The organism is Brachybacterium sp. GCM10030268, assembly GCF_042666305.1.
GTDB lineage: Bacteria > Actinomycetota > Actinomycetes > Actinomycetales > Dermabacteraceae > Brachybacterium.
The window spans coordinates 54,848-81,210 of sequence record NZ_JBHTCW010000004.1 but is presented as its reverse complement, the minus strand read 5'-3'; the positions used below and the strand labels follow the sequence as shown (position 1 = coordinate 81,210).

Below are 26,363 nucleotides of genomic sequence, written 5' to 3'. Positions count from 1 at the left end.
TCCGTGCCCTGCACAAGGGTGCGCATGCCGGCAGAGGCTCGCGATCCCAAAGTGAACCAAGGCGGTGTACATAATCTAGTTAGTGTGGTTCGCTGGCTCGGTCCGGTTGGTCAGCTTCGACGGTTCCCTTCGGGGACAGGGTGGGCAGGATGCGCAAACTTCTGGTTCTCGCGGCGGTAGGGCTGCTGGCCCAACTCGTCGACGGATCGCTCGGAATGGCCTATGGCGTCACGTCCTCGACCATGCTGCTGGCAGTGGGGATCGCCCCGGCCGCCGCCTCGGCGGCGGTGCACTTCTCGGAGATCGGCACGTCGCTGGTCTCCGGGATCTCGCACCACAAGCTGGGCAACGTCGACTGGCGGACGGTGGCGATCCTGGCCGGCCCCGGATTCGTCGGCGCCTTCGCCGGTGCCACGTTCCTCTCCAGCCTGGACGGAGCAGTCGCGAAGCCGTGGGTCGCGGGCCTGCTGCTCCTGCTGGGTCTCTACGTGCTCTGGCGCTTCCTCGTCCTCGGTGGGCGCCGGCCTGTCTTCAAGGCCCGGCCGGCGCCGGGGATGCTGGTTCCGATGGGCCTGGTCGGCGGCACTCTGGACGCGGTCGGGGGCGGCGGATGGGGGCCGGTGGGGACCACCACGCTGCTGTCCTCTGGGCGTCTGGAGCCGCGCAAGGTGATCGGATCGATCGACACCAGCGAGTTCCTGGTCGCCGTCGGCGGCTCGCTCGGCTTCCTCATCGCGCTCGGCTCCCAGGGGATCGAATGGGCGATCGCCGGCGCCCTGCTCGCCGGCGGCGTGATCGCCGCCCCCATCGCCGCCTGGCTGGTGCGGATCCTCCCCGCGCGGGTCATCGGAGTCGCAGCCGGCGGGCTCATCGTGCTCACGAACGTCCGCACCATCGCCGGCACCCTCGGGGTCACGGGCAGTGCCGCCACGGTGCTCACCGTGGCCGTCGCTGCCGCATGGCTCCTCGCCATCGCGTGGGCCGTGCACCAGGAGCGCACCGCCAGAGCTGCGGAGGCCGCCGAGGCGGAGCTGATCGCGGCATGATCCGTCGGCTCTGCGAAACTGGGCGCTATGAGGGTCTCCACCAAGTCCGACTACGCGCTGCGCGCCCTGATCGAGATGGCCTCCGGCGACTCGGACCGGGGACCTCTCAGTGCTGAGGTGCTCGGGAACGACCAGGACATCCCTCGCGGATTCCTGCTGACCATCCTCGGAGACCTCCGACGGGCAGGACTCGTGCAGTCACAGCGCGGCCCGGCCGGCGGATGGCGGCTGGCCAAGCCGGCCGACGAAGTCAGCGTCGCGGACGTGATCCGGGCCGTCGACGGACCGCTCGTGTCGGTGTACGACCAGCGCCCCGAAGCCGTGGCCTACAACGGGAACGCGGCACCCCTGCAGCGGGTGTGGATCTCGGCCAGGCACGCTCTGCGAAGCGTCTTCGAGCACGTGTCCATCCAGCAGCTGGCCGACGATGACCTGCCCGACGAGGTCACCCGGCGCACCGAGGACGAAGACGCCTGGCGATCGCACTGACGGCGGCCCCTTCGGCCTGGACGGCCGCGCTGATCGTGACACGCCGGCCTGGACGACAGAAGGGACGATCCGCAGATCGTCCCTTCCTGTGGTGGCTCCGACCGGCGTCGATCCGGTGACCTTTCGATTTTCAGTCGAACGCTCTACCAACTGAGCTACAGAGCCGTGACCGCCGAAGCGGCCGAGGACAAGGTTAACAGGCCTCGAGGGGTGGGCCCAACCCGGGCTGCGCGGTGAGAGCGACGCCACGGGCAGGGCCGCAGGTCCCGACGGCCGAGGCCGGGGTGGCAGAGGACGTGGAGGCATCCGCGTCGCGCCCGCACCCGCGCCCCGGCCCGTCGGGCACGAGGGATCCCGTCAGGTCAGGAGACCTTGATGATCGCCTTACCGAAGTTGTCCCCGCGCAGCATCCCGACGAAGGCGTCGGGGGCGTTGTCGAGGCCCTCGGTGATGTCCTCGGTGTAGGTGACCTCGCCGGAGGCGACCCACTGCGTCATGTCCCGCAGGAAGTCGGAGAACATCGAGCTGACGAACTCGCGCTGGATGAAGCCGCGCAGGGTGAGGCTCTTGGACAGCACGGCGCCCATCAGCTGCCCGCTGCGATCGGGGCCCTCGGGCAGCGAGGTGGCGTTGTAGTTCGCGGCCAGCCCGCACACGGGGACGCGGGCGAACTCGTTCAGCTGCGGCAGCACGGCATCCCACACGGGCCCGCCGACGTTCTCGAAGTACACGTCGATGCCGTCCGGCGCGGCCTGCTCGAGGCGGCCGGGAAGATCCGGTGCGCGGTGGTCCAGCGCCTCGTCGAAGCCGAGCTCACGCAGATGGGCGATCTTGCGCTCCCCGCCGGCGATGCCGACGGCCCGGGCGCCCTGGAGCTTGGCGATCTGGCCGACGGCGGAGCCGACCGGGCCGGTGGCGGCGGCGACCGCGACGGTCTCACCCGGCTGCGGCTTGCCGATGGCCAGCAGGCCTGCGTAGGCGGTGAACCCCGGCATGCCGAGCACGCCGAGCGCAGAGGTGACCGGGGCGGCGTCAGGATCCAGCCGGCGCAGCCGCTCGGCGGGCTCGAGGCTGTACTCCTGCCACCCGCCGTAGGACAGGACGATCTCTCCCGCGGTGAACTCCTCGGCCCCGGATTCGACCACCTCGGAGACGGTGCCGCCGACGACGACGTCCCCGACCTCCATCGGGGCCGCATAGGACTTGGCATCGCTCATGCGGCCGCGCACGTAGGGGTCCAGCGAGATGTAGCGCGTCCGCAGCAGCACCTGGCCCGGGCCGGGGGAAGGGACGGCGACTGCGTCATGGAGGAAGTCGCTTCCGGTGGGTTCTCCGTGGGGCCTCGAACCGAGGCGGATGCGGTGGTTCAGTGCTGTCGTGCTCATTGTGCGAGCGTATGCCCGCAGGTCGGGGAGATGTCCAGGTGTGAGGAGGCGATCTCGGACACGACGAAGGCCCCGGAACCATGTTCCGGGGCCTTCGTGAGGGGCGACCCTGACCGGGCTTGAACCGGCGACCTCCGCCGTGACAGGGCGGCACTCTAACCAACTGAGCTACAGGGCCTTGGTGTTCGATCCGCTCGGCGGATCGACCTGGATAACTCTACCGGACCTTCGCGGCGCTCACAGCCACTTTGGCTGTGAGCCGTCTCGCACCTGCCGCCCGAGGGGCGGCCGACGTGGTCGGCTCCGACAGTATGCCTGGTCAGACGGTCCGCTGAGTAGAGTCTCTGGGCATGACCCACGACACCGCCGAGTCCACACCCCCGCAGCGCCTCCGCTGGTCATCGCCATCGTGGCGATCATCTTCGGCGTGATCGGCCTCGTGTCGACAGGGCGTCGCCGCACGGCAGCGATCGTCGGGACGACCTTGGGCGTCTCCCACGTGGTCGTAGCGGGGCTCGGACTGGTGGGGATCATGATCGTCGGCGCAACGCTCAGCTGACGATCGAGAGCCAGTTGACGCTCGAGGGCGGCGCGCTGTCCTCGCGCGTCCGGTCCCACTGCGATGTGATGTTCTGCCCGAGAGACTCCGATGGCCTCCGGACTGGAGTCCGAAGGCCATGGTCGAGTTCTTCAGAGCAGGTCAGAGGAGTACCCCCAACGGGATTCGAACCCGTGTCGCCGGCGTGAAAGGCCGGTGTCCTAGGCCGCTGGACGATGGGGGCCCGGACAGCGAAAACTGCCCGCCGCAGAGCATACCTGCCCGTCGCGCATGCCGCGCGCGCACTGCCGGTCGATGCGGCGTATCCGACATCCGCCTCGAGCGCTCTCACGTCCCGCCCCGCTTTCCGTGCTCATTCCTTCCGCGCTTCCTGCGCACCTCTCCTCCGCCCGTGACGGTTGCATGTCGGTCTGCCCATCAGGCGCTGGGCGTGAGCGTGGTTCGATGGCTCCATGATCACGATCAGCCGCGAGGAGTTCGAGGAAGCGGTCGACGACGCCCTGGACTCCCTGCCCGAGGAGGTCGCCCGCTCCATCGCCGAGGCGAATGTGGCGATTCTGGTCGAGGAGGAGCCCAGCCACGAGCACTCCGCCGGCACCGAGCTGCTGGGTCTGTACGAGGGCATCCCGCTGGACAAGCGCAGCGTCTTCGACGGCTTCGCCCAGCCCGACCGGATCTTCATCTTCCGCGGCCCGCTGCAGCGCACCGCCCTCTCCCGCGAGCACCTCGTGGAACAGATCGCCGTGACGGTGCTGCACGAGCTCGGCCACCTCTTCGGCATCAGCGACGCGCGCCTGCACGAGCTCGGCTGGGGCTGAACGGCCGTCGCCTCGGGTGGCCGTCACCGCACGAACTCGGCCAAGGCGGAGGGCCTGAGCCCGAGCCTCGGCCCGACGTGCCGCGCCGTTCCCCCGATTCGTTGCGTGGTCGCAACAGATCGGTGGAATGGGTGGGCGCGGCCGCGTGTTGTGCCGCGCCGGCTCAGAGCGCCGGCTCAGAGCGCCGGCTCAGAGCGCCGGCCCAGTGCGCCGGCCCGGTCCCGTGATCAGTACCGCGGCGGGGCCGCTCAGCCGTTCAGGCGTCGCCCGCCACGGCCCGCTCAGCCCTCGACGGCGGGATCCACGTCGAGATCGCTGAGGCCCGCCTCGTGGGCGATGATCGCGATCTGGACGCGATTGGTGCAGTCGAGCTTGGCGAAGATCTTCGAGACGTGCGCCTTGACCGTCGCCTCGCTCATGAACAGGCGCATCCCGATCTGCGCGTTCGACAGCCCCGCGCCCACGGCGCCGAGCACCTCCGTCTCGCGCTCGGTGAGCTGGTCCAGCCCGGGGTGGCGCTCCTGGCGGGAGCCGGGATTGGCGTCGGAGAAGTGGGAGAGCATCCGGCGGGTGATGGTGGGGGAGAGCATGGCGTCACCGCCGGCGACCACGTGCACCGCCCGGGCCAGCTCCTGAGGCGGGGTGTCCTTCAGCAGGAAGCCGCCCGCCCCGGCCTCGAGCGCCTGGAACACGTACTCGTCCATGTCGAACGTGGTCAGCATGATGATCTTCGGCGGGTCCGGCAGGGCCGAGACCGCTTTGGTGGCGGCGATGCCGTCCATGCCGGGCATGCGCACGTCCATCAGCAGCACGTCGGGCCGATGCTTGTGCACCAGCGGCACCGCCTCGGAACCGTCCGCGGCCTGGCCGACGATCTCGAGCGTGGGATCGGCCCCCAGGATCATCGCCAGCCCGGCGCGCACCAGGGAATCGTCGTCGATCAGTCCCACGCGCGTCACGTTGTCGTCGGCCACGGGATCACCGCCCTCACTTCGAAGCGTCCATCATCGGTGGGCCCCGACGTGATCGTCCCACCCGCATGGGCCACGCGGGTCTCGATGCCCGACAGTCCCATCCGGGCCCCGGGCAGATCAGTCGTGAACCCCTTGGGCAATACATTACTGACCTCGATGATCAGCTCCGTGCCGGGCTCGCCGATCAGGGCGACCCGGGCCTTGGTGTGCAGGGCGTGCTTGTGGATGTTCGTCAGCCCCTCCTGCACGACCCGGTACGCGGTGCGCGCCAGCGGATCGGGGACGGGATCGTCGATGAAGTCGAACAGATCCACCGTGATCCCCGCATCCTTCGAGGTCTCCACCAGGCGCCGCACGTCCTCCCACGTCGGCTGCGGCATCAAGGGGGCTTCCTCGCCGTCGCTGCGCAGCACGCCCAGCACCTCCCGCAGTTCCGACAGCGCGGTGGTCGCCGTCTGCCGGATCAGCGCGGCCGACTGCTCGACCTGCGCCCGCTCCAGGTCCGAGTTGACCTCGAGCGCCCCGGCCTGCAGGGCGACCAGCGAGATCTTGTGGGCGACGATGTCGTGCATCTCCCGGGCGATGCGGGTGCGCTCGGCGCGGCGGGCCTGCTCCTCCGCCGCGGCCTGGCCCGTCTCCGCCTGCTCGGCGCGCTTGTGCAGCTGCGCCAGCAGCATGCGTCGCGTGGAGGTGTACATCCCGGTCGCGGCCGCCGCGGCGACCACGAGCACCGTCAGGACCAGGCCCATGACCGTCCCCGTCGTCGAGATCGCAGGGCCCTGCAGCGCCGCCACCGGTACCGCCCCCGAGGCCACCGCGAGCACCGAGACCAGGAAGGTGCGCAGGCGGCTGCTGCTGCGGGTGGCATAGGCGTAGGTGACGATGATCAGGATGGCCAGCGACCATGACAGGGAGTTCAGCGCGAGCACCAGCGGCAGCAGCCACGGCCAGTGACGGTGCCGGAACATCAGTGCCCCCGCGAGCAGAGCGGCGAGCCCGGCCCGCCACCACTCGCCGGGGCTGGTCGCCGTGAGCACCAGCAGGACCACTTCGATCCCCACCACGGCGAGGACCAGCACTTCCTGCCAGATCCGGCGCACGGGCGCTCCCAGTTCCTCCACGTCGACACTGTATCGGCGCCCGAACTGCCTGCGGCGTCCAGATCCCCGTCGCCGGACCCATCCAGCCGGAGGTCGAGCCGCGCATCGACGGAGGTCGTAGCACGGCCGACGGGAACCACTGAGGATCCCGACGTTCGTCATCGAGCGCCTGACCGCCGGTCGCTGTCGCGAGCGGACCGCCGGGGAGGAGGCTCGGGACCATGACGACGAACACCGGCCCCCGTGACGAGACCCCCAGCGGCGACAACGGCACCCGCGACCCCTCCGCGCCCACCCTCATCGCCGGCAGCGCAGCCCTTGAGGTGCGCGCCGTGACCAAGCGCTACGGCGGCCGTGCCGCCGTGGACGATCTCAGCTTCGTCTGCCACCCCGGCACCATCACCGGCTTCCTCGGTCCCAACGGTGCCGGGAAGTCCACCACCCTGCGGATCCTCACCGGCCTCGCCGAGCCCGACGCCGGCCAGGCCCTCGTCGGCGGCGCGGACTACCGCAGCCTCGACCACCCCGCGCGCATCATCGGCGTGATGCTCGATGCGCGCGCCCTGCACAGCGGCCGCACCGGGCTGGAGACCCTGCGCCTCGCGGCGCGCACCATCGGCATGCCGCCGGCCCGGGCCGACGAGGTCCTGGAGATGGTCGGGCTCGCCGACGCCGGCGCCAAGCGCGTGGGCGGCTACTCCTACGGCATGCGCCAGCGCCTCGGCATCGGCGTCGCCCTCATCGGCGACCCCGCCGTGCTCGTGCTCGACGAGCCCGCCAACGGCCTGGACCCCGAGGGGATCCGCTGGATGCGTCGCCTGCTGCGCTCCTTCGCCGATGCCGGCGGCACGGTGCTGCTGTCCAGCCACCAGCTGCGCGAGGTCCAGGCCACCGTCGACCGGCTGGTGGTGATCGCCGGCGGCCGGCTGGTGAAGGAGGGCACGCTCGAGGACCTCACCGCCGGCGGCGGCACCCACGTGCGGGCCCTGGACCCGGCGGCGCTGATCACTGCCCTGGACAAGCACGGCATCGCCTACGAGCACCGCCCCGGAGAGGTGCTCGAGGTCAGCCTCGCCCCGGAGGACGTCGGCCGCCTCGCCCTGCGTGAGCAGATCGTGCTGACCTCCCTCGGTGCGGCCGACGGCGGCGGCCTCGAGGAGATCTTCTTCGCCCTGACCGGGCAGACCGAGCCGGAGGCCGCCGACGGGGGCTCATCGCTCGCCCAGCCCATAGAGCCCGCGTCGGTCTGACTCCGCGCGTCCCCACCGAGGGACCGCGGCCGCTTTCCCTCACGGGCGCCCGCGCTCGATTCCGAGCGTGACGCCCTGCCCGTGACCTTCATCGACTCTTCCGAGGAGACCCCCATGCGCCCCCTGCTCGACATCCGCGCCTATCTCGATACTCGCGCCGCCGCCATCATGGTGGCCATCAGCCTCATCCTCGTCGCCGCGTTCGCCGGTCTCGGCGGGCTCCTCCAGCCCGCGCTGCTGCCCGTGAACACCTCCGACTTCGAGAACACCGTCATCGTCCTGACCCTGCCGCTGACGCTGATCATCCCGATTATCGCGGTCCTGATCACCGCAGGGGAGTGGTCCGACGGCTCCATCCAGGTCACTATCCTCCAGCGCCCCGGGCGCCTCGCGGTGCTGGCCTCGAAGACGCTCGCCGCGATCGTGGTGGTCGGTGTGCTGGTGGCGATCTCCCTCGCGCTCGCAGCCCTGGCCACCTGGATCGGCGGCGAGATGCTCGGCGACGGCGCGAGCTTCGACTCGCTGGACGGCGTGCTGAGCACGCAGCTGCCCGTGATCGCCGTGACCCTGCTGTTCTCCCTGGCCATGGGCCTGGCCCTGCAATCGACCGTGCTCGGCCTGATCGCCGCGATCGGGTTCCCCTTCGTGGTCGGCACCGCCTCCGCCGTCGGAGTCCTGACCGGCTCCGAGTTCCTCACCGACCTGGTACGCGCATTCGACCTGCAGACCGCCGCCACGGCCTTCGGGAACGGCGAGGCGACAGCCTTCGAACTGATCCCGCTGGTGCTGCTGGTGATCCTCCCGGCCGCGTTCGGGATCTGGCGCTGGTCTCACCGCGAAGTCGGATGACCCGCGGCGAGCCGACGGAGACGGAACGTCGCAGCCTGACACCCCGGACCGGAAGCTAGGACGGCAATGGACCCGGCCCGAGCCGGGTGGCGCGGCCCGAGCGGGACCCGGCGAGGCCTAGGATGGCCGGGCCCCGCTCCTCGCGCGCATCCGACCCGCGGCCGGGTTCCGTCGTCGGATGAGCGCTTCGGGGCTGCACTCCTCGGCGGCCCCGTCGCCCCGGTCCCGTCCGTCCTCAGACAAGGAAACACCGCATGACCTTCGCAGGCCTGTCGCCTCGTCCGTTCGCCCGCATCACCGCAGCGGCGGCAGCGGCGGTCCTGCTGATGGCGGGGTGCACCCAGGACGACGTCGGCCCCGACCGGAGCACCGGCTCGGCCAGCGACGGCGGCGGCGCCACCCAGCACGCCCCCGCCGGAGAGGCGGATCTGCCCCTGACGGAGATCGGGACCTCGGCCGCCCAGGACCTCGGCACGGACCCCGCCACCGACCCCGCCTACGCCGAGTACTACGAGCAGTCCATCGAGTGGGGCGAGTGCGAGGACGTCGCGAACCCGGACGCCGAGTGCGGGACCATCACCGTCCCCCTGGCATGGAACGATCCGTCGGCCGGGGACATCGAGATCGCCGTCGCCCGGATCGCGGCCACCGGCGAGGCCACCGGATCCCTGGTGGTCAACCCGGGCGGCCCGGGCGCCTCCGGCGTCAACTTCCTGGAATCGGCGCCGTACTTGATCTCTCCCGAGGTCAGCTCCTCCTACGACCTGGTCGGCTTCGACCCCCGCGGCGTCGCCCGCTCGGCCGGCATCGAGTGCCTCAGCGACGAGGAGACCGACGAGTACCGCTCGGTCACCGCCGAGGCGGGGACCCCGGAGGCCGACCAGCTCGCCGAGGAGTGGAACACCCGTCTGGCCGACGCCTGCGAGCAGAACTCGGGGGACGTGCTGGCCTACCTCGACACCTACTCCGCGGCCCGCGACATGGATGTGCTGCGCGCAGCACTGGACTCGGAGCAGCTGGACTACCTCGGCTACTCCTACGGCACCTACCTCGGGGCCACCTACGCCGATCTCTACGCCGATCGGGTCGGCAAGTTCGTCCTGGACGGCGCCATGGATCCCACGATCACGATGGACGAGCTCTCCGCCGGGCAGGCCGAGGGCTTCGAGCAGGCCACCGAGGCGTTCCTGCAGGATTGCCTGGACAGCGCCGATTCGTGCCCGTTCTCCGGGGACCCCGCGGCCGCCAAGGACGAGCTGATCTCGTTCTTCGAGTCCGTCGATGACCAGCCGCTGGAGACCGACGATCCCCAGCGGCCGCTGACGGGCGCGCTCGCGCGATCGGCCGTGATGTCGATGCTGTACAGCGACCAGTCCTGGACGGAGGGTCGCGAGGCGCTGACCGCCGCCATGGAGGGGGACGGGCAGCCGCTGCTGGCCATCGCGGACCGCTCCGCCGAGCGCCTGCCCGACGGCACCTACCGCACCAACTCGACCTACGCGATCACCGCCGTGAACTGCCTGGACCATCCCGGCATCGCCGACGAGCAGTGGCAGGACCAGGAGGCCGAACGGCTCGCGGAGGAGTTCCCGACCTTCGGGCCGACCATGGGCAACGACAACTCGCCGTGCGCCCAGTGGCCGGAGCCCGCGCTTCGCGAGCCCGCGCCGATCGCCGCGGAGGGCGCCGGCCCCATCGTGGTGATCGGCACCACGGGCGATCCGGCCACCCCGTACAAGTGGGCCGAGAGCCTCGTCGACCAGCTCGACAGCGCGAGCCTGCTGACCTTCGAGGGCAACGGCCACACCGCCTACGGGCGCTCCGGCGGCTGCATCGAGGAGCAGGTGGACGCCTACCTCCTCGAGGACACGGTTCCGGAGGACGGGCTGACCTGCTGAGCGTGACGCGGATCGCGGCCGATCGCTTTGCGCCCGCCGCCGCGAGTCCCGTACAGTGATGCGGTCCGCCATGTGACCGGCGGGAACGCCGCCTTAGCTCAGTCGGTAGAGCGATTCACTCGTAATGAATAGGTCGCCGGTTCGATTCCGGCAGGCGGCTCGGGAGAGGCCCTCTGACCAGCGCACCAGCTGGACAGGGGGCCTCTGCTCTGCCCGAACCGCGAGTGCTCCGCCCGTTCGTGCTGTTCCTCTCCCCACGAAGTGCGCGCCGCGCGCTCCCGCTCGCAGTGTCGCCGGAGCCGAACCGCATAGGGTCGTCCCGACACCCCGCCGAGTCACAGGAGCACCCATGGACCGCGACAGCCTGACCACGTTCATCGCGAGCACGATCGCCGGCCCCTCGGGCCGGCACGACGCCAGCGATTTCGACCTCGACGCCATCGCCGACGACCTCCAGCAGCTGGCCGAGAGCAAGAACCTCGACAGCGTCGAGGACCTCCGCACCGCTGACTTCTGGGCCGCCGTGGAGAAGCACCGCCACCAGTCCTGACGCGACGCCAGCTCTGACGCGACGCCGGCTCTGACACCGCGCCCGCGTCCGCCGAGCGGCACCGATCCTGGACGCGTGCGTTTTTTTGGACAAGTCCAGAAAGCGCGCTAGGGTGGGCGTCATGCCGAACGCCGACCGCGCCCCCGCTCTGCGGAACGCCGGTCTGCGCGTGACCGCCCCGAGGCTCGCGACCCTGGAGGTCGTCGCCGAACACCCCCACGCTGATGCTGACTCCGTCGCCCATGCCGTCCGGGAGCGCCTGGGAGCGGTCTCCCGCCAGGCCGTGTACGACGTCCTGCACGCCCTGACCGAGGTCGAGCTGCTGCGACGTGTCCCCGTCGCGGGCCGCAGCGCCCGCTACGAGCTGCACGAGCACGACAACCACCACCACCTCGAATGTCGCGTCTGCGGGCGCCTCGAGGACGTCCCGTGCGCCATCGGCGAGGCCCCCTGCCTGCTGCCCCACGACGACCTCGGCTTCGAGATCGAGGTCGCCGAGGTTGTCTACCGCGGCGTGTGCGCCGCGTGTCGCGACGAGGCCGCCACGTCCGCCGTCCCGACCGGTGCGTCGGCATCCTCCACCGCTGCCGCCGCTCAGCTCGACTCGCCCGCTTCGTCCTCGCCCTGATCGCTCCGGCCCTGCCGGTGCGAGACGGGCCGTCGTCTGTCCGCCTTTCGTGACAACTTGTCAGTACCCATCACCAACCCAGGAGAAGTACATGAACGACTTCGACCCCACAAAGAAGAGCACCACGGAGTCCGGTGCTCCGCGCGAGTCCGACGCGCACTCGCTGAGCGTCGGGGCCGACGGCCCGCTGCTGCTCCACGACGTCGCCCTGGTCGAGAAGCTGGCCCGCTTCGACCGCGAGCGCGTCCCGGAGCGCAGCCCCCACGCGAAGGGCTCCGGCGCCTTCGGTGAGCTCGAGGTGACCGAGGACGTCTCGAAGTGCACCAAGGCGGACCTCTTCCAGCCCGGCCGCAAGACCCCGCTGCTGCTGCGCTTCTCCACCGTCGCCGGCGAGCTGGGCTCGCCCGACACCTGGCGCGACGTGCGCGGCTTCGCGCTGAAGTTCTACACGCAGGAAGGCAACTACGACCTGGTCGGGAACAACACCCCGATCTTCTTCCTGCGCGACCCGATGAAGTTCCCCGACTTCATCCACTCCCAGAAGCGCACCCCGGCTTCGGGTCTGCGCGACAACACCATGCAGTGGGACTTCTGGACCAACTCCCCCGAGAGCGCCCACCAGGTCACCTACCTCATGGGCGACCGCGGCCTGCCCAAGACCTGGCGCCACATGAACGGCTACGGCTCGCACACCTACATGTGGGTCAACGCCGACGGCGAGAAGTTCTGGGTCAAGTACCACTTCCACACCGACCAGGGCATGGAGTTCCTCTCCAACGAGGAGGCCGACCGCCTCGCCGGCACCGACGGCGACTACCACCGCCGGGATCTCTTCGAGTCCATCGCGGGCGGGAACTTCCCCAGCTGGACCGTCTCGGTGCAGGTGATCCCGTACGAGGACGCGAAGCACTACCGCTTCAACATCTTCGACCTGACCAAGACGGTCTCCCACGAGGACTACCCGCTGATCAAGGTCGGCACGATGACCCTGAACCGCAACCCGGTCAACCACTTCGCCCAGGTCGAGCAGGCCGCGTTCAGCCCCTCGAACACGGTGCCCGGCATCGGCCTGTCCCCGGACAAGATGCTGCTGGGCCGCTCGTTCTCCTACCCGGACGCGCAGCGCCACCGGATCGGCACCAACTTCAACCAGCTGCCGGTGAACCAGCCGATCGTGCCCACGAACTCCTACGACAAGGAAGGGTTCATGGAGTTCCTGCACAGCGGGGACGCGCCGGTGTACGCACCGAACTCCTACGGCCGCGCCTACCAGGACACCCAGGGCCCCTCGGAGAACGGCTGGGAGGCCGACGGGGAGATGGTGCGCGCCGCCTACACCCTGCACGCCGAGGACGACGACTTCGGTCAGGCCGGCACGCTGGTGCGGGAGGTCTTCGACGACGCCGCCCGTGATCGCCTGGTCGAGACCGTCTCCGGTGCCCTGAGCACCGTCGAGGAGCCGGTCCTGTCCAAGGCCCTGCAGTACTGGAAGAACATCGACACCACCATCGGCGAGCGGATCGAGCTGGCCGTCGGCACCGCCAAGGCGGATCAGCAGCCCGGCGGGGACCCGCTGGAGGCCTGAGCCACCGGAACCGGGTCCAGCGTGCGGCCCGGCCGCGGACGAGAGGAAGCGGCCCGTCCCTCACACGTGGGGGACGGGCCGCTTCTGTACGTCGTCGGTGGCTCGCGCTGTCGCGGTCTGTCCGCGGGTCTGGCGCCGGCCGGCGTCGCTCACACCACGAGGACCTCGCTGGGGGCGGACAGCAGCAGCTTCTGCACGGTCAGGCCCAGCAGGTGGCGGGCCAGGTCCTTCTGGCGCCGGATGCCCAGGACCAGCAGTTCGGCCTTCTCCTCCTCGACCACCGTCAGCAGCACCTCGGCGATATCCTCCTCGGTGCGCTCCTGGCGGATCTCCACGCGCACGGGAGCCTGCCGCAGCTGGTCACGAGCGATCTCGAGCTGCTGGTCGTCGGCGTGGCGGGGGTCTTCGGTGACCCCTTCGCGCACGACGTTGACCACGATCAGCGGGCCGCCTCGCAGCTCCGCCTGCTCACGTGCAGCTGCCAGCGCCTTGAATCCCACGTCGGTGGGGATGAATCCGACGACGACTGCCATCTGTTCTCCTGAGGTGCGGTCCGGGCCCGGCCCGCGCCCGGTCAGCGCGCGCCTGCCCCCGATCCTACGGGCTCGGCCCGAGCTCCCGGCACGAGGGGCCTGACCGGGTGGACGGCCGGGAACGTCATGGTCGTGATCGAAGCGGCCCGGACGATCCTCAGAACTCGGAACGGGCCGAGGACGTCGGTTCGGGGGAGCGCCGCTGGCCCGAGAGCTTCTGGATCTCGTCCATGATCCGCGCGTTCATCACGCGTCGCCGGACCCCCTTGGACAGGCTGGGATCGACGTCGGCGATGTCCAGCGGCTCTCCCACGCGCACGCTGACGGTGCCGCGCTCGGGGATCGCCGTGGTGAACAGATGCTGAGTGCCCTTCAGCCCGACGGGGATGACGGGGCATCCCGATTCCAGCGCGAGCCAGGCGGCGCCCTGCTTGCCCGGATGCAGCAGCCCGTCCTTGGAGCGTGCTCCTTCGGGGTAGATCCCGAAACCGGAGCCCTCGCGGAGGATCTCCAGAGCCGCTTGCAGCGCGCCCTTGCCGGACGAGAGCGCCTCGCGATCCACCGGTACGGCGCCGACGGCATCGAAGAACCAGCGCAGGACGCTGCCCTTGATCCCTTGATGCGCCCAGAGCGTGTCCTTGGCCACGAAGCGCACCTGCCGGGGGAAGACCACCGGGATGACGAAGCTGTCGATGTTGGCCAGATGGTTCGAGGCGATGATGAAGCCGCCCTCGCGCGGCACGTTCTCCATCCCCGTGACCCGGGGGTTCCATGCGAGCCGCACGAGCGGCCTGACGACCGTGCGAGCACCGAAGTAGAAGCGGCTGGCCACGTAGTCCTCCTGAGACGTCTGAGATCGCCGTCTACGATATCCCCGCCGGCCGTGGCCGGGTTGCCGCCGCCGGATGCTGTCGGCCCGGATGATGTGCAGGTCGCGCCGGTGAAGCCGCTGACTTCGGGTCCGGCTCGGTGTGGTAGAACAGGCGTGCGTCACGCGCCGATTCCGGAGGCGCGATGAGGCAGTAGGGCGGTCGCTGCGTCCGCTGCGCGCATGCGGTGGGCGCTGCCGATCTCCGCCGATCCCGAGGAGCCTGTCGATGCCGAAGACCTTGAACGTCGCCGTGATCGGTGCCGGAACGATGGCGCAGGCCGTGCACCTTCCGGTGCTGCGGCGGCGCTGGGACCGGTTCACCGTCGCCGCCCTGGTCGACCACTCGCCGCGTCGGCGCCGGGAGGCCTCCGACGTGTGGGGCATCGGTGAGGACAAGCGCTACGAGTCGGTCGGCGATCTCATCGCAGCGGTGCGCGCCAAGACGCTCTCGCTCGATGCGGCCGTCCTGGCGACCGACGGTCTCCACGTCGAGGACCTGCTGCAGCTGATGCGCCGCGGGATCCCCGTGCTGGTCGAGCCCCCGCTGGGGTTCTCCGCCGAGGAGGTGGCCAAGGTCGCCGATTTCGAGCGGATGACGGGTCGGCGCCTGGTGATGATGGCCTACCCGCAGCAGTACGACGAATCCGTCGCGCGCATGTCGGAGCAGATCGCCACCAAGGACCTGCGGATGGTCGATCACGAAGTGCTGATGCCGGCCAGCCAGCCGCTGTTCGGCGGAGCGCACGTGACGAGCTCCTCCTACGACCTGCGCTCCGACGTGCGCTCGCAGCGCCGCTCCGATCTCCAGGCCGCCGTCGTCGCCGGCTCCGGCGAGGGCGCCACCCAGCGCGACCGCGACCTGTATGTGAAGGGCCTGCTGACCGGGGTGGCCCACCAGATGGCCGTGATGGAGGCGGTGTACGGGCCGATCACCCGCGTGACGGCGGTGCGCCACTGGCCCAAGGGCGTCATCCCCGGCTCCCTCGAGATCCTCGGCGAGCTCGAAGGCGGAGCGCATGTGCGCCTGGTGTGGCATTACCTGCCCTTCGCGCCCGAGTACTCCGAGCACATCAAGGTGCTCTCCGCGCGTCGCCGCATGGAGGTCGAGCTTCCCGCTCCCTCGCATGGCGACCGCCGCTCCAGTGTCGCTTTGCGGGAGAAGAAGGGCGGCGCCGTCCAGGAGACGGCGACCGTGGCCACGAAGGGCAGCGTCGAAGCCATGTGGGAGGCGTTCCACAGCTTCGTCGAGAAGGGCGTCCGGCCCGTCTCCGGCGCCGAGGAGGCACGCAACCAGGTCACGCTCCTGCGGGAGGTGCTCTCCACGATCGTGGTCGCCGACGGTCGCAGCCTCGATCCGGTCCCCGACGCGGCCGACGACGAACAGGGGAGCGACAGCGAGGCCGAGAGCGCTGATCCGTCTGCCTCCGAGCCGCTCGACTCCGAACCGGCTGCGGAGACGCTGGAACAGGAACCGGCGACGGCCGGCGTGGTGGGAGCGCCGGACGGCGAACCGCCGGCCCTGGAACCGGAATCGCAGCCGGCACCGGAGACGCTCGAGCAGGAGTCGGTCACCCCGTCGCCCCACAGCAGCCCGGCGGATCAGCGTCCGACGGAGCAGCGACAGCCCGTCGTCCCCGCCGCCGCGAGCGATCCGAGCGGACTCCCGGAGCCCACCAACCCCACCGAGCCCATCGACTATCCCGACGCGGAGCCAGGTGCCGCGCCGCGGACGGGCCGTGACGTCGTGGACGTGTGGAATCTCCGATCGGATGGTCTGGACGAATCGACCTGGCCTCCCGAGCCGCACAGGACGTCCGACGCGCAGCGCGAGGGCGACGATTCGGCGGGCGGCTCGGCGGCGCCGGCCGCGTCGCACGAGGGCACCGGCGACGACGAGGCCGCGTCCCCGCAGGGCTCCGAGACGACCGGCACCCCGTCGGCGGAGTCGACGGCTGGCGAGTACCGCAACCGCCCCTCCTGAGGAACCGTCACCGCCCCTTCTGAGGAACTGCGCGTGCGGCGCGCTGCCGCCGCGGACGTGCCGCAGGGCGCCATGACGCCCCGGGCGGCAGAGGCCCGGACGGCTCACGAGGCGACACGCCGGTGCGGCGAGGGCGGTCCGCATGAAGCCGGTCGCGACACGCCCGGGGCATCGCATGGTGCCCCGTAGGGGCGCGCCGATACTGCGCCGAGAAATCAGTACGACGTCCCGTCGAGGCACGCCGACGACACGCCGACGCCACGCCGGCGACACGCCGGCGACACGCCGCGACGCGCCCGGACACGCCGGGGATCCGGAACACATCTGCGCCCGATCCGGGCTCGCCGGGGACCCTCGCTCAGCAGCGCCGTCCACCGCGATCGCGGTCTGTCCGACCCCCTGTCCACACTGTGATGTGCACGCATCCTCGGTCCTCTCCTCGGTCTTCGTGCGTGGCTCGCGATTCGCGTCCCCAGCTGCCCCGAGCCATCCACATCCCGTCCCCACCGCCTTGTGGATGACAATCTTGTAACTCAGTACATCTTGTGGTCGTTCCTCTCGGGTACCACTAGGTGTAGTGTTGGTGCTGTCGCAGCGATCCGGCCCTCCCGGGGACCGTCCGCCACATCGAAAGCTCTGATGAGGCGGCGGTGGGGAGCCTCCGGAGGCCTGTGACGTGGTCCATCGGACCTCCCCGGAACATCTGCACACACCACGCTCCTCGCGCTCTCGGCGCGGCGCTCGAGAAAGGCCCCTTCCCTTGGACATCACCGTGTACTCCAAGCCCCTCTGCGTGCAGTGCGACGCGACCAAGCGCGCCCTGAACAAGGCCGGCGTCGCCTACGACGTCGTCGACATCACCGAGGACGCCGAGGCGCTGGCGCGCATCAAGTCCATGGGCTACGCGCAGGCTCCCGTGGTCATCACGGAGCAGGATCACTGGTCCGGCTTCCGTCCCGACAAGATCAAGGCGATCGCGGGCGCCGGCTCGCAGCGTTCGGCCGCCGCGATCTGAGCTGTCACCAGGAGGCGTCGGCGTGACGAAGCTCGTCTACTTCTCCTCGGTCTCGGGCAACACTCACCGCTTCGTCGAGAAGCTCGGGATGCCGGCCCGGCGCATCCCGCTCTACGCCCAGGAGGAGCACCTCGTCGCCGATGAGGAGTTCGTCCTGGTGGTCCCGACCTACGGCGGGGGCAACGGCCGCGGTGCCGTCCCCAAGCAGGTCATCAAGTTCCTCAACGATGAACGCAACCGGAACCTCATCCGTGGCGTGATCGGTGGCGGCAACACCAACTTCGGGGACGCGTACTGCGCGGCAGGGGATGTCATCTCCGCCAAGTGCCGCGTCCCGCACATGTACAGATTCGAACTGTTCGGTACCCCTCGCGACGTGCAGCGGGTCCACGACGGATTGGAAGAGTTTTGGCGACACTGACCGAGATGCCCCCACTCGAGCACAACAGGCAGCTCGACTACCACGCCCTGAACGCGATGCTGAACCTCTACGGAGCGGACGGCCAGATCCAGTTCGACAAGGATCGCCTCGCGGCGCGGGAGTACTTCTTGCAGCACGTGAACCCCAATACGGTGTTCTTCCACTCGCTGCGCGAGAAGCTCGACTACCTGGTCGAGAACAAGTACTACGAGCCCGAGCTGCTGGAGAAGTACGACTTCTCCTTCATCGAGTCGCTGTCGGAGCAGGCCTTCGCCAAGAAGTTCCGCTTCCCGACGTTCCTGGGCGCGTTCAAGTACTACACCTCGTACACGCTGAAGACGTTCGACGGCAAGCGGTACCTGGAGCGCTTCGAGGACCGCGTGGTGATGGTGGCCCTCACCCTCGCCGAGGGCGATGAGCAGCTGGCCCGCAACCTCGTCGACGAGATCCTCGACGGCCGCTTCCAGCCGGCCACCCCCACCTTCCTCAACGCCGGCAAGGCACAGCGCGGTGAGCTGGTCTCCTGCTTCCTGCTGCGCATCGAGGACAACATGGAGTCGATCGGTCGTTCGATCAACTCCGCGCTGCAGCTGTCCAAGCGCGGCGGCGGCGTGGCACTGCTGCTGAGCAACGTGCGCGAGTACGGCGCACCGATCAAGCACATCGAGAACCAGTCCAGCGGCGTCATCCCCGTGATGAAGCTGCTGGAGGACTCCTTCTCCTACGCGAACCAGCTGGGTGCGCGTCAGGGCGCCGGTGCGGTGTACCTCAACGCCCACCACCCGGACATCCTGCGCTTCCTGGACACCAAGCGCGAGAACGCCGACGAGAAGATCCGCATCAAGACTCTCTCGCTCGGCGTGGTCATCCCCGACATCACCTTCGAGCTCGCGAAGAAGAACGAGCCGATGTACCTGTTCTCCCCGTACGACGTGGAGCGCGAGTACGGCAAGCCGTTCGCCGACGTGAACGTCTCCGATCACTACCGCGAGATGGTCGACAACCCGAACATCTCCAAGAAGAAGATCAAGGCGCGCGACTTCTTCCAGATCCTGGCGGAGATCCAGTTCGAGTCCGGCTATCCGTACATCATGTTCGAGGACACCGCGAACCGGGCGAACCCGATCCCGGGCAAGATCACCCACTCGAATCTGTGCTCGGAGATCCTGCAGGTCTCGACCCCCTCGTCGATGAACACGGACCTGAGCTACGACGAGCTGGGCCGGGACATCTCCTGCAACCTCGGTTCGCTGAACATCGCCAAGACGATGGATTCCGACGACTTCTCGCGCACCATCGAGACCGCGATCCGCGGCCTCACCTCGGTCTCGGACCACTCCGACATCGAGTCGGTGCCGACGATCGCCGAGGGCAACCGCGCCTCGCACGCCATCGGTCTGGGCCAGATGAACCTCCACGGCTACCTCGCCCGCGAGTCCATCTTCTACGGCTCCGACGAGGGCCTGGACTTCACGAACATGTACTTCTACGCGGTCACCTACAACGCCATCAAGGCGTCGAACAAGATCGCCAAGGAGCGCGGCGAGGTCTTCTACGACTTCGAGAACTCGAAGTACGGCACGGGCGAGTACTTCGACAAGTACATCGAGCAGACGTGGGAGCCGCGCACCGAGAAGGTCCGCAGCCTGTTCGCGAACTCCAGCGTGCACCTGCCCACGCCGGAGGACTGGAAGCAGCTGCGCGACGAGGTCCAGAAGCACGGCATGTACAACGCCTACCTGCAGGCGGTGCCGCCGACCGGCTCCATCTCCTACATCAACCACTCGACCAGCTCGATCCACCCGATCGTCTCCAAGATCGAGATCCGCAAGGAAGGCAAGATCGGTCGCGTCTACTACCCGGCGCCGTACATGACCAATGACAACCTCGAGTACTACGAGGATGCGTACGAGATCGGGTACGAGAAGATCATCGACACCTACGCCGAGGCCACGCAGCACGTGGACCAGGGTCTGTCGCTGACGCTGTTCTTCCCGGACACCGCCACCACGCGCGATATCAACAAGGCGCAGATCTACGCCTGGCGCAAGGGCATCAAGTCCCTCTACTACATCCGCCTGCGGCAGATGGCGATCGAGGGCACCGAGGTCGAGGGCTGCGTCAGCTGCATGCTCTGACCTCTCGTCCGCCGAGGTGACGCCGGGGTCCGGACACGGGAAGCACCGTGTCCGGACCCCGGCGTTCTTGCGCGCGGGGAGGTGTAGTCAGCCCGAACAGCCACGGATCGATGGCAGCCGTAATATCAGCATCCGGTGCCCGGGTAAGCCGCACACATCGGTGGACGTACTCTCCGCAGTAACCGCTGGACCCCTCACGAGCCCACGACCAGCGGGGAAGGAACTCACCCATGACGCACCCGCACTCCGACGATGTGACGAGGGCGCCGGCGCCGGATACTGACGGTGCGCCGGCCGACCGTCCGCGCATCGTCATCGCCGCGAACCTGCCCGAGGAGCTGTGCCGCGGGATCGAGGAGGCAGAGCCGCGCGCCGAGGTGATCCGGGACCACTTCCTCTATCCTCCTCGCCGCGGCGCCGCTGACTGGCACGGCGACCCGGAGCACCGGCGCACGGCCGCGCAGCAGCGCGCCTACGAGGAGATGGTGGATTCCGCCGACGTGCTCTTCAGCCTGCCGGACGGCGACCCCGCTGGTCTGGCGCGCACTGTCCGGGCGAATCCGGGACTGCGCTGGGTCCAGACGATGGCCGCCGGGGGAGGAGCACAGGTGCGCGCCGCCGGACTCACCGAGGATGAGCTCGAGCGCCTGACGGTCACCACCGCCGCCGGGGTGCACGCGGAACCGCTCGCGGAGTTCGCCCTGCTCGGTGTGCTGGCCGGCGCCAAGACTCTGCCCCGCCTCCAGGAGCTCCAGCGGCGTCACGAGTGGGGCGGGCGGCTGGAGATGCGCCACGTCAGCGAGATGACGGTGCTGATCGTCGGTCTCGGGGGCATCGGCGCGATGTGCGCGCAGAAGTTCTCCGCGCTGGGGGCGCGCGTCATGGGCACCACCCGCAGCGGCGAGCCCGTCGACGGCGTCGATGAGCTGGTCCCGATCGATCAGCTGGCCCGCGCCGCTCGCGAGGCCGACGCGATCGTCGTGACCCTGCCCGGGACCGACCGCACAGCGGGTCTGGTCGGCGCCGACGTCCTCGAGGGTCTGCGTGAGGGAACGATCCTGGTCAACGTCGGCCGCGGGACCGTCATCGACGAGGGCGCGCTGCTGGCCGCGCTCGAGGATGGCCGGATCGGCTACGCCGCCCTCGACGTCACCGCGACCGAGCCGCTGCCCGCCGAGAGTGCGCTGTGGGACCACCCGAACGTGCTGATCTCGCCGCACACGGCAGCGGTGAGTGCTCGCGAGGACGACCGGATCGTGACGCTCTTCATCGACAACCTGCGCCGCTTCGTCGACGGCCGGCCCATGCGGAACGTGGTCGACACGGTCGAGTTCTACTGAAGCTCGAGTTCTACCGAGCCAGCCGCTCCCGCCTCTCGTGCCGGCCGTAGGTCATCCGTCGCAGCAGCATCTCGGCCGGCCCGCGGAGGCTTCGAGAGTCCATGAAGGCGGCGATCGGCAGCGAGACCATCCAGACCGCGAGGGCGATGGCGACGGCCGGGGCCGTGCTCAGCTGCGCGCCGAGGCCGAATCCCCAGCCGGCCATGATCGGGGCCAACAGCAGCGACTGGAACAGGTAGAACGTCAGCGACCGCTGGCCGACGGCGCTCAGGGCGCGTACCAGGGGCCCGGGCCGGGCGTCCGTGACCGGCATGTCGGTCGCCGCAGGAACGCCGTAGGCGCGCTGGGCCGGGGTCTGTTCCGCCGTCGCGCCGGATCGGGACGCCGGACCCTCCGCACTGAGCGCCGCGGCTGGGAGCCCGTGCTTCTCCAGCCGCGCCGCGAGCAGGCCGAACGCGGCCGCGTAGCCGACGCCGCAGGCCATGCCCGAGACCGAGGTGATCCCGACGAAGCCCCAGGCGACCGCCTCCGGCATGGGCAGCACACCCACGTACGTCAGAGCGTCCGGCAGTCCGCCCAGCCAGCCGATGGCGATGCCGCCGATCGCGACGCGACGCAGCAGCCGGACGTGGCGCCACGGCTCGTCGAGCACCCGGTGACGGGCGGCGATCCACCCCAGCAGGATCATCAGCGGCGGGCCCATGAAAACGGCCGGCACGAGCGCGAACAGCCACATCCCGGTGCGCGTCAGGATCGAGATCAGGTACGGCTGCCCGTAGGCCAGGTCCCGGATGAACCCCATTCCGAAGCCGGCCATTCCCGCCTCCATCTCCGCGAGCGCCTCCGGCGGGGCGAGGAAGGCCAGCACCAGCGCGCTGACGGCGGAGAAGAGTGCATACAGCACCATGATCGAGGTCAGCACGATCAGCCAGATGGCGAGGGTGCGGGTGCGCCGGCCGAAGAAGATCCACACCAGCAGCAGGGCGGCGACCGCGTACGCCCCCAGGATGTCCCCGTAGAACAGCAGCGCCGCATGCAGGAAGCCCAGCAGCAGCATCGCCCAGTGCCGGCGCCGCATCATGATCCGGACGACGCCGGCTTCCATGCCGCGGTCGATGCGGGAGCGGTAGAACTGCACCATGCCGTAGCCGAACAGGAACGCGAACAGCGGCATCGCACGATGGTCGACGGCGACGGTCATGACGAACTGCACCGCGGAATCGAGCGGGCCCATCGCCGGGACGTGGGGGCTCATGCCGACGGATCCCTCATGGCCCCACAGGTACCAGGAGACGTTGGCCATCGCGATCAGGGCGAGCATCAGGCCCCGGGAGATGTCCGGGGCCAGGGAACGGCGTGGGCGGGACGGGGCGGCAGGGGAGCGGGGAACCGTGGGCGAGCTGGTCACGTCGGCGCCTTTCGGGTCGGCGAGGCAGAGCGGTGGATCCGGTCGATGCGCCGTCGCACCCGAGGTGCAGCGTCGTCCTCTGAGGTGCGGCGTCGTCCCTTGCGAACCTAGCCGCGCCCGCAGCCGCTGTCGCGGGACGAAAGTCGGGTTTGTGTCACGGTTGTCGAGGAGGCGCGCCGCCATCGTGCTCAAGGCCCGGAGACGGCCCGCGCACCGCAGCGGAGGGCTTGCTCACGCCGAGGAAGGTGAACGTCGCGGCGTTCGCCGCTGCCCCGGCGGAGGGTGTCGATTCCCACCGCGCCGGAGGGCCGTCGGTGCGCCGTCGGGAGGGCCCCACTGCCTACACTGGCGAGCACTGACTCTCCCCGATTCTTCTGACAGTGAGGCTGCGGTGAACGACCACCTGAAGACGACGGTCCAGGCCATCAACTGGAACCGGATCCCGGACCCGAAGGACCAGGAGGTCTGGGACCGCCTGACCGGAAACTTCTGGTTGCCCGAGAAGGTGCCGCTGTCCAACGACATCCAGTCCTGGAACCGGCTGCCCGATCACGAGAAGACGCTGACCATGCGGGTCTTCACCGGGCTGACCCTGCTGGACACCGTGCAGGGGACCGTCGGTGCCGTCTCCCTGATCCCCGATGCGATCACCCAGCACGAGGAGGCGGTGTACACCAACATCGCCTTCATGGAGTCGGTGCACGCGAAGTCCTACTCCCAGATCTTCTCGACGCTGTCGGACACCAAGCAGATCGACGAGGCCTTCCGCTGGAGCGAGTTCAACGAGCCGCTGCAGAAGAAGGCGCGGATCGTCATGGACTACTACCAGGGCGATGACGCGGAGAAGCGGAAGGTCGCGTCCACCCTGCTGGAGTCCTTCCTGTTCTACTCCGGCTTCTACCTGCCGATGCACTACTCCAGCCACGGCGAGCTGACCAACACCGCCGACATCATCCGCCTGATCATCCGTGACGAGGCCGTCCACGGCTACTACATCGGGTACAAGTTCCAGAAGGCCATGGAGCAGGCCTCCCCGGAGCGCCGCGCGGAGCTCAAGGACTACACGATGTCCCTCCTGCTCGAGCTGTACGAGAACGAGGAGGAGTACACCGAGGATCTCTACGACCCGGTGGGCTGGACCGAGGAGGTCAAGACCTTCTTGCGCTACAACGCCAACAAGGCGCTGATGAACCTCGGCTACGAGTCGCTGTTCCCGCAGGACTCCACGGAGGTCAATCCCGCGATCCTCGCCGCCCTGTCCCCGAACGCCGACGAGAACCACGACTTCTTCTCCGGCTCCGGCTCCAGCTACGTGATGGGCAAGGCCGTCGAGACCGAGGACGACGACTGGGACTTCTGAGGCTCTGACCCCGGGACGCCGAGGCGTGCTCCCCGGACCCCGCCCGAAGGCGCCGGACGCGAACGTCCGGCGCCTTCGGCGTATCGACCCGCGCCCGGTGGGCGACTCGCCGGTGCAGCATCATGCGGCCGACGAGAACGCCGATGCGATCCTGCGCAGGCGGGTCGCCGAGCTGCTCGGTGCCTCCGAGGCCGACGTCCTCGTGGGACGCGCCTGCCCGCGCTGCGGCTCCTCCCGGCCCGCACCGGCACGAGGGCCACGAGCTGGGCGAGCTGGCTGCGGCGCCGCACGGGAGCCACGACCCGGTCGCTGCGGACGGTGGCGGTGCCCATCTGATCCAGGGCCGCGGCCAGTCCCGCGAGGGTGGGCTGCTCGTACATGTCGGCGACGGCGACCTCGGGGTGCTTCTCCCGCAGCCGGCCCACCACCTGGGCCGCGGTCAGGGACCCTCCGCCGAGGTCGAAGAAGTCCTCGCTGCCGGAGGTGACCTCGGCGCCCAGCACGTCGGCCCAGATCTCCGCGATCCAGGCGGCGGTGCCGGACAGTGCCGCGGCCGGTTCCCGGCGGCGCGGCAGCGGCCAGGGGAGGGCGTCGCGGTCGATCTTGCCGGAGGTGCGGGTGGGAAGCTCCTCGACCACGGCGAGTCGGGGCACCAGCGCGGCGGGCATCCGCGAGCGCAGCAGGTCCTTGGCGACGTCGGCGTCGTAGGTGCCGTCGACGGTGAGGTATCCGATCAGGAGCTTGTTGCCCGAGGAGGTGGAGCGCACCGCTGCGGCGGCGCCGACGACACCGGGGACCCGCAGGAGCTGGTCGTCGATCTCGCCGAGCTCGATGCGCCGGCCGCCGAGCTTGATCTGGTCGTCGGCGCGGCCGGCGAAGACCAGGCCGGCGGGGTCATTGAGCACGACGTCGCCGGAGCGGTATGCACGGTCCCAGCCCATGGTGGGCATGGCCGCGTACTTCTCGGCGTCCTTGGCGGGATCGAGGTAGCGGGCCAGGCCCACGCCGCCGATGATCAGTTCACCGCGCTCGCCCTCGGCGACGGGGCTGCCCTCGGAGTCCACCACGGCGAGGTCCCAGCCCTCCAGCGGCAGGCCGATGCGCACGGGGCCGGCCGGGTCGCCGTCGAGCATCGCGGCGCAGGCGACGACGGTGGCCTCGGTGGGGCCGTAGGTGTTCCACACCTCGCGGCCCGGCGCCTGCAGCCGCGCGGCCAGCTCGGGCGGGCAGGCCTCGCCACCCATGATCAGCAGCCGCACATTCTCCAGCGCCGAGTTCGGCTACAGGGAGACCAGGGTGGGCACCGTGGAGACGATGGTGATGGAGTTGGCGACCAGCCAGGGGCCGACGTCGACGCCGGAGCGCACCAGTGACCGCGGTGCGGGCACCAGGCACGCCCCGTAGGCCCAGGCCAGCCACATCTCCTCGCAGCTGGCGTCGAAGGCGACGGACAGCCCCGCCATCACCCGGTCCTGGCCGCCGATGGGGTCGTCCTGGAGGAACAGGTGGGACTCGGCGTCGACGAACGCGGCGGCGTTGCGGTGGGTGACGGCCACGCCCTTGGGCTTGCCGGTGGAGCCGGAGGTGAAGATGACCCAGGCGTCGTCCTCGGGCCGGACCTCGCGCCGGGGCGCGGGCGCCCGGTCGCGACCCGCGGCGGTCTGCGCGATGGCGAGGTCGTTGCCGAGGATCGCGACCGAGCCGGACTCCTCGAAGACCACGCGGGCGCGTTCGTCGGGGTCGTCGGCGTCGACGGGCACGTAGGCCGCGCCCGCCAGGAGGGTCCCGATGATCGCGATGTACAGGTCGGGGGTGCCGGAGCGGATGCGCACCCCGACCTTGTCCCCGGGGCCGACGCCGAGCGCGGCCAGCCGCTCGGCGACCGCGGACGCGGCGGCGTCGAGCTCGCTGTACGTCAGCGGATCGAGCCCGGTATCGATCGCGAGGGAGTCGCCGCCGGCGTGGACGCTGCGGCGGAAGATGTCGACGAGGGTGCGGGGCGCGGGGGCGCGCTCTCCCGCGAGGAGCTCGGGGAGGAGGCCAGGAGCAGTTGCTGTCACTCCCGGATTGTCGGGCATCGAGGTGACGCGACGGTGTCGCGCGGCGGGGACGCGCCCGGAGATGTCAGGCACCTCTCGGCGGCGGCGCCCAGGGGCGCGAACCGA

The 26,363-nt window shown here is 69.9% G+C and carries 22 protein-coding genes, 4 tRNA genes and 1 pseudogene; 17 read left to right on the top strand and 10 right to left on the bottom strand.

Annotated features, from left to right (window positions below):
• Positions 1 to 149: 149 nt before the first annotated feature.
• Positions 150 to 1,046 carry a sulfite exporter TauE/SafE family protein gene (locus tag ACFQRD_RS07900; protein ID WP_377803709.1) on the top strand — a complete coding sequence of 299 codons (897 nt, stop codon included), beginning with the start codon at positions 150 to 152 and terminating at the stop codon, positions 1,044 to 1,046.
• 27 nt (positions 1,047 to 1,073) lie between these two features.
• On the top strand, positions 1,074 to 1,535 hold the full coding sequence (locus ACFQRD_RS07895; RefSeq protein ID WP_377803708.1) for an RrF2 family transcriptional regulator: 462 nt from the start codon (positions 1,074 to 1,076) through the stop codon (positions 1,533 to 1,535).
• An 89-nt stretch (positions 1,536 to 1,624) separates the two neighbouring features.
• Here the strand turns inward: ACFQRD_RS07895 and ACFQRD_RS07890 are convergent.
• The 3 genes from ACFQRD_RS07890 to ACFQRD_RS07880 form a co-directional block, all read right to left on the bottom strand.
• Positions 1,625 to 1,700 (bottom strand) — tRNA-Phe (locus tag ACFQRD_RS07890).
• 197 nt (positions 1,701 to 1,897) lie between these two features.
• Complete coding sequence (locus ACFQRD_RS07885; protein WP_377803707.1) at positions 1,898 to 2,920, bottom strand: NADP-dependent oxidoreductase; 1,023 nt, start codon at positions 2,918 to 2,920, stop codon at positions 1,898 to 1,900.
• Between the two features lie 104 nt (positions 2,921 to 3,024).
• A tRNA-Asp gene (locus ACFQRD_RS07880) sits at positions 3,025 to 3,098 on the bottom strand.
• Positions 3,099 to 3,347: 249 nt separating this feature from the next.
• Here ACFQRD_RS07880 and ACFQRD_RS07875 point away from each other — a divergent pair.
• Positions 3,348 to 3,479, top strand: a complete 132-nt coding sequence (locus ACFQRD_RS07875; protein WP_377803706.1) for a hypothetical protein — start codon at positions 3,348 to 3,350, stop codon at positions 3,477 to 3,479.
• Positions 3,480 to 3,629: 150 nt separating this feature from the next.
• Here ACFQRD_RS07875 and ACFQRD_RS07870 read toward each other — a convergent pair.
• Positions 3,630 to 3,702, bottom strand: a tRNA-Glu gene (locus ACFQRD_RS07870).
• Positions 3,703 to 3,931: 229 nt separating this feature from the next.
• On the opposite strand from ACFQRD_RS07870, the gene ACFQRD_RS07865 reads away from it, so the two are divergent.
• Complete coding sequence (locus ACFQRD_RS07865; RefSeq protein ID WP_377018240.1) at positions 3,932 to 4,297, top strand: metallopeptidase family protein; 366 nt, start codon at positions 3,932 to 3,934, stop codon at positions 4,295 to 4,297.
• A 281-nt stretch (positions 4,298 to 4,578) separates the two neighbouring features.
• On the opposite strand, the gene ACFQRD_RS07860 is transcribed toward ACFQRD_RS07865, so the two are convergent.
• Together ACFQRD_RS07860 and ACFQRD_RS07855 are read right to left on the bottom strand one after the other, a co-directional pair.
• On the bottom strand, positions 4,579 to 5,271 hold the full coding sequence (locus ACFQRD_RS07860) for a response regulator (protein ID WP_377792988.1): 693 nt from the start codon (positions 5,269 to 5,271) through the stop codon (positions 4,579 to 4,581).
• Positions 5,253 to 6,392: a sensor histidine kinase gene (locus tag ACFQRD_RS07855; protein ID WP_377803705.1), complete on the bottom strand. Its 1,140-nt coding sequence runs from the start codon at positions 6,390 to 6,392 to the stop codon at positions 5,253 to 5,255. The genes ACFQRD_RS07860 and ACFQRD_RS07855 overlap by 19 nt, the downstream gene beginning before the upstream one ends.
• Before the next feature lie 200 nt (positions 6,393 to 6,592).
• Here ACFQRD_RS07855 and ACFQRD_RS07850 point away from each other — a divergent pair, with 200 nt between their 5' ends.
• The 7 genes from ACFQRD_RS07850 (at position 6,593) to ACFQRD_RS07820 (ending at position 13,131) form a co-directional block, all read left to right on the top strand.
• Positions 6,593 to 7,621 (top strand): ABC transporter ATP-binding protein, encoded by a 1,029-nt coding sequence (locus ACFQRD_RS07850; RefSeq protein WP_377803704.1) that lies wholly within the window; start codon positions 6,593 to 6,595, stop codon positions 7,619 to 7,621.
• A gap of 114 nt (positions 7,622 to 7,735) precedes the next feature.
• Positions 7,736 to 8,470, top strand: coding sequence for an ABC transporter permease (locus ACFQRD_RS07845; protein WP_377803703.1), 735 nt, complete (start codon positions 7,736 to 7,738; stop codon positions 8,468 to 8,470).
• Between the two features lie 254 nt (positions 8,471 to 8,724).
• A complete protein-coding gene (locus ACFQRD_RS07840; RefSeq protein WP_377803702.1) occupies positions 8,725 to 10,368 on the top strand; it encodes an alpha/beta hydrolase in 1,644 nt (547 codons plus the stop codon).
• 87 nt (positions 10,369 to 10,455) lie between these two features.
• Positions 10,456 to 10,528 (top strand) — tRNA-Thr (locus ACFQRD_RS07835).
• 189 nt (positions 10,529 to 10,717) lie between these two features.
• The gene (locus ACFQRD_RS07830) at positions 10,718 to 10,918 is read left to right on the top strand and encodes a hypothetical protein (RefSeq protein WP_377018234.1); all 201 of its coding nucleotides are present in this window, start codon (positions 10,718 to 10,720) and stop codon (positions 10,916 to 10,918) included.
• A 121-nt stretch (positions 10,919 to 11,039) separates the two neighbouring features.
• Positions 11,040 to 11,546, top strand: a complete 507-nt coding sequence (locus tag ACFQRD_RS07825; protein ID WP_377803701.1) for a Fur family transcriptional regulator — start codon at positions 11,040 to 11,042, stop codon at positions 11,544 to 11,546.
• A 91-nt stretch (positions 11,547 to 11,637) separates the two neighbouring features.
• Positions 11,638 to 13,131 (top strand): catalase, encoded by a 1,494-nt coding sequence (locus ACFQRD_RS07820; RefSeq protein WP_377803700.1) that lies wholly within the window; start codon positions 11,638 to 11,640, stop codon positions 13,129 to 13,131.
• A gap of 149 nt (positions 13,132 to 13,280) precedes the next feature.
• On the opposite strand, the gene ACFQRD_RS07815 is transcribed toward ACFQRD_RS07820, so the two are convergent.
• On the bottom strand, positions 13,281 to 13,664 hold the full coding sequence (locus tag ACFQRD_RS07815) for a universal stress protein (protein WP_377803699.1): 384 nt from the start codon (positions 13,662 to 13,664) through the stop codon (positions 13,281 to 13,283).
• 157 nt (positions 13,665 to 13,821) lie between these two features.
• Positions 13,822 to 14,496 (bottom strand): lysophospholipid acyltransferase family protein, encoded by a 675-nt coding sequence (locus tag ACFQRD_RS07810; RefSeq protein WP_377018230.1) that lies wholly within the window; start codon positions 14,494 to 14,496, stop codon positions 13,822 to 13,824.
• Between the two features lie 265 nt (positions 14,497 to 14,761).
• Here ACFQRD_RS07810 and ACFQRD_RS07805 point away from each other — a divergent pair, with 265 nt between their 5' ends.
• From ACFQRD_RS07805 to ACFQRD_RS07785, 5 genes are all read left to right on the top strand, one after another.
• Positions 14,762 to 16,516, top strand: coding sequence for a Gfo/Idh/MocA family oxidoreductase (locus tag ACFQRD_RS07805; RefSeq protein ID WP_377803698.1), 1,755 nt, complete (start codon positions 14,762 to 14,764; stop codon positions 16,514 to 16,516).
• 760 nt (positions 16,517 to 17,276) lie between these two features.
• The gene (gene nrdH / locus ACFQRD_RS07800; protein WP_377018228.1) at positions 17,277 to 17,531 is read left to right on the top strand and encodes a glutaredoxin-like protein NrdH; all 255 of its coding nucleotides are present in this window, start codon (positions 17,277 to 17,279) and stop codon (positions 17,529 to 17,531) included.
• A gap of 22 nt (positions 17,532 to 17,553) precedes the next feature.
• A complete protein-coding gene (gene nrdI / locus ACFQRD_RS07795) occupies positions 17,554 to 17,952 on the top strand; it encodes a class Ib ribonucleoside-diphosphate reductase assembly flavoprotein NrdI (protein ID WP_377792997.1) in 399 nt (132 codons plus the stop codon).
• Positions 17,953 to 17,957: 5 nt separating this feature from the next.
• Positions 17,958 to 20,090: a class 1b ribonucleoside-diphosphate reductase subunit alpha gene (gene nrdE, locus ACFQRD_RS07790; protein ID WP_377792999.1), complete on the top strand. Its 2,133-nt coding sequence runs from the start codon at positions 17,958 to 17,960 to the stop codon at positions 20,088 to 20,090.
• Positions 20,091 to 20,320: 230 nt separating this feature from the next.
• Positions 20,321 to 21,430, top strand: a complete 1,110-nt coding sequence (locus ACFQRD_RS07785; protein ID WP_377803697.1) for a D-2-hydroxyacid dehydrogenase — start codon at positions 20,321 to 20,323, stop codon at positions 21,428 to 21,430.
• 10 nt (positions 21,431 to 21,440) lie between these two features.
• On the opposite strand, the gene ACFQRD_RS07780 is transcribed toward ACFQRD_RS07785, so the two are convergent.
• Positions 21,441 to 22,838 (bottom strand): DUF418 domain-containing protein, encoded by a 1,398-nt coding sequence (locus ACFQRD_RS07780; RefSeq protein WP_377803696.1) that lies wholly within the window; start codon positions 22,836 to 22,838, stop codon positions 21,441 to 21,443.
• 391 nt (positions 22,839 to 23,229) lie between these two features.
• Between ACFQRD_RS07780 and nrdF the strand changes: the two genes are divergently transcribed.
• Positions 23,230 to 24,198, top strand: coding sequence for a class 1b ribonucleoside-diphosphate reductase subunit beta (gene nrdF, locus ACFQRD_RS07775; RefSeq protein ID WP_377018220.1), 969 nt, complete (start codon positions 23,230 to 23,232; stop codon positions 24,196 to 24,198).
• 239 nt (positions 24,199 to 24,437) lie between these two features.
• Here the strand turns inward: nrdF and ACFQRD_RS07770 are convergent.
• A pseudogene (locus ACFQRD_RS07770) lies at positions 24,438 to 26,276 on the bottom strand (non-ribosomal peptide synthetase); the annotation flags it as partial.
• Between the last annotated feature and the right edge of the window lie 87 nt (positions 26,277 to 26,363).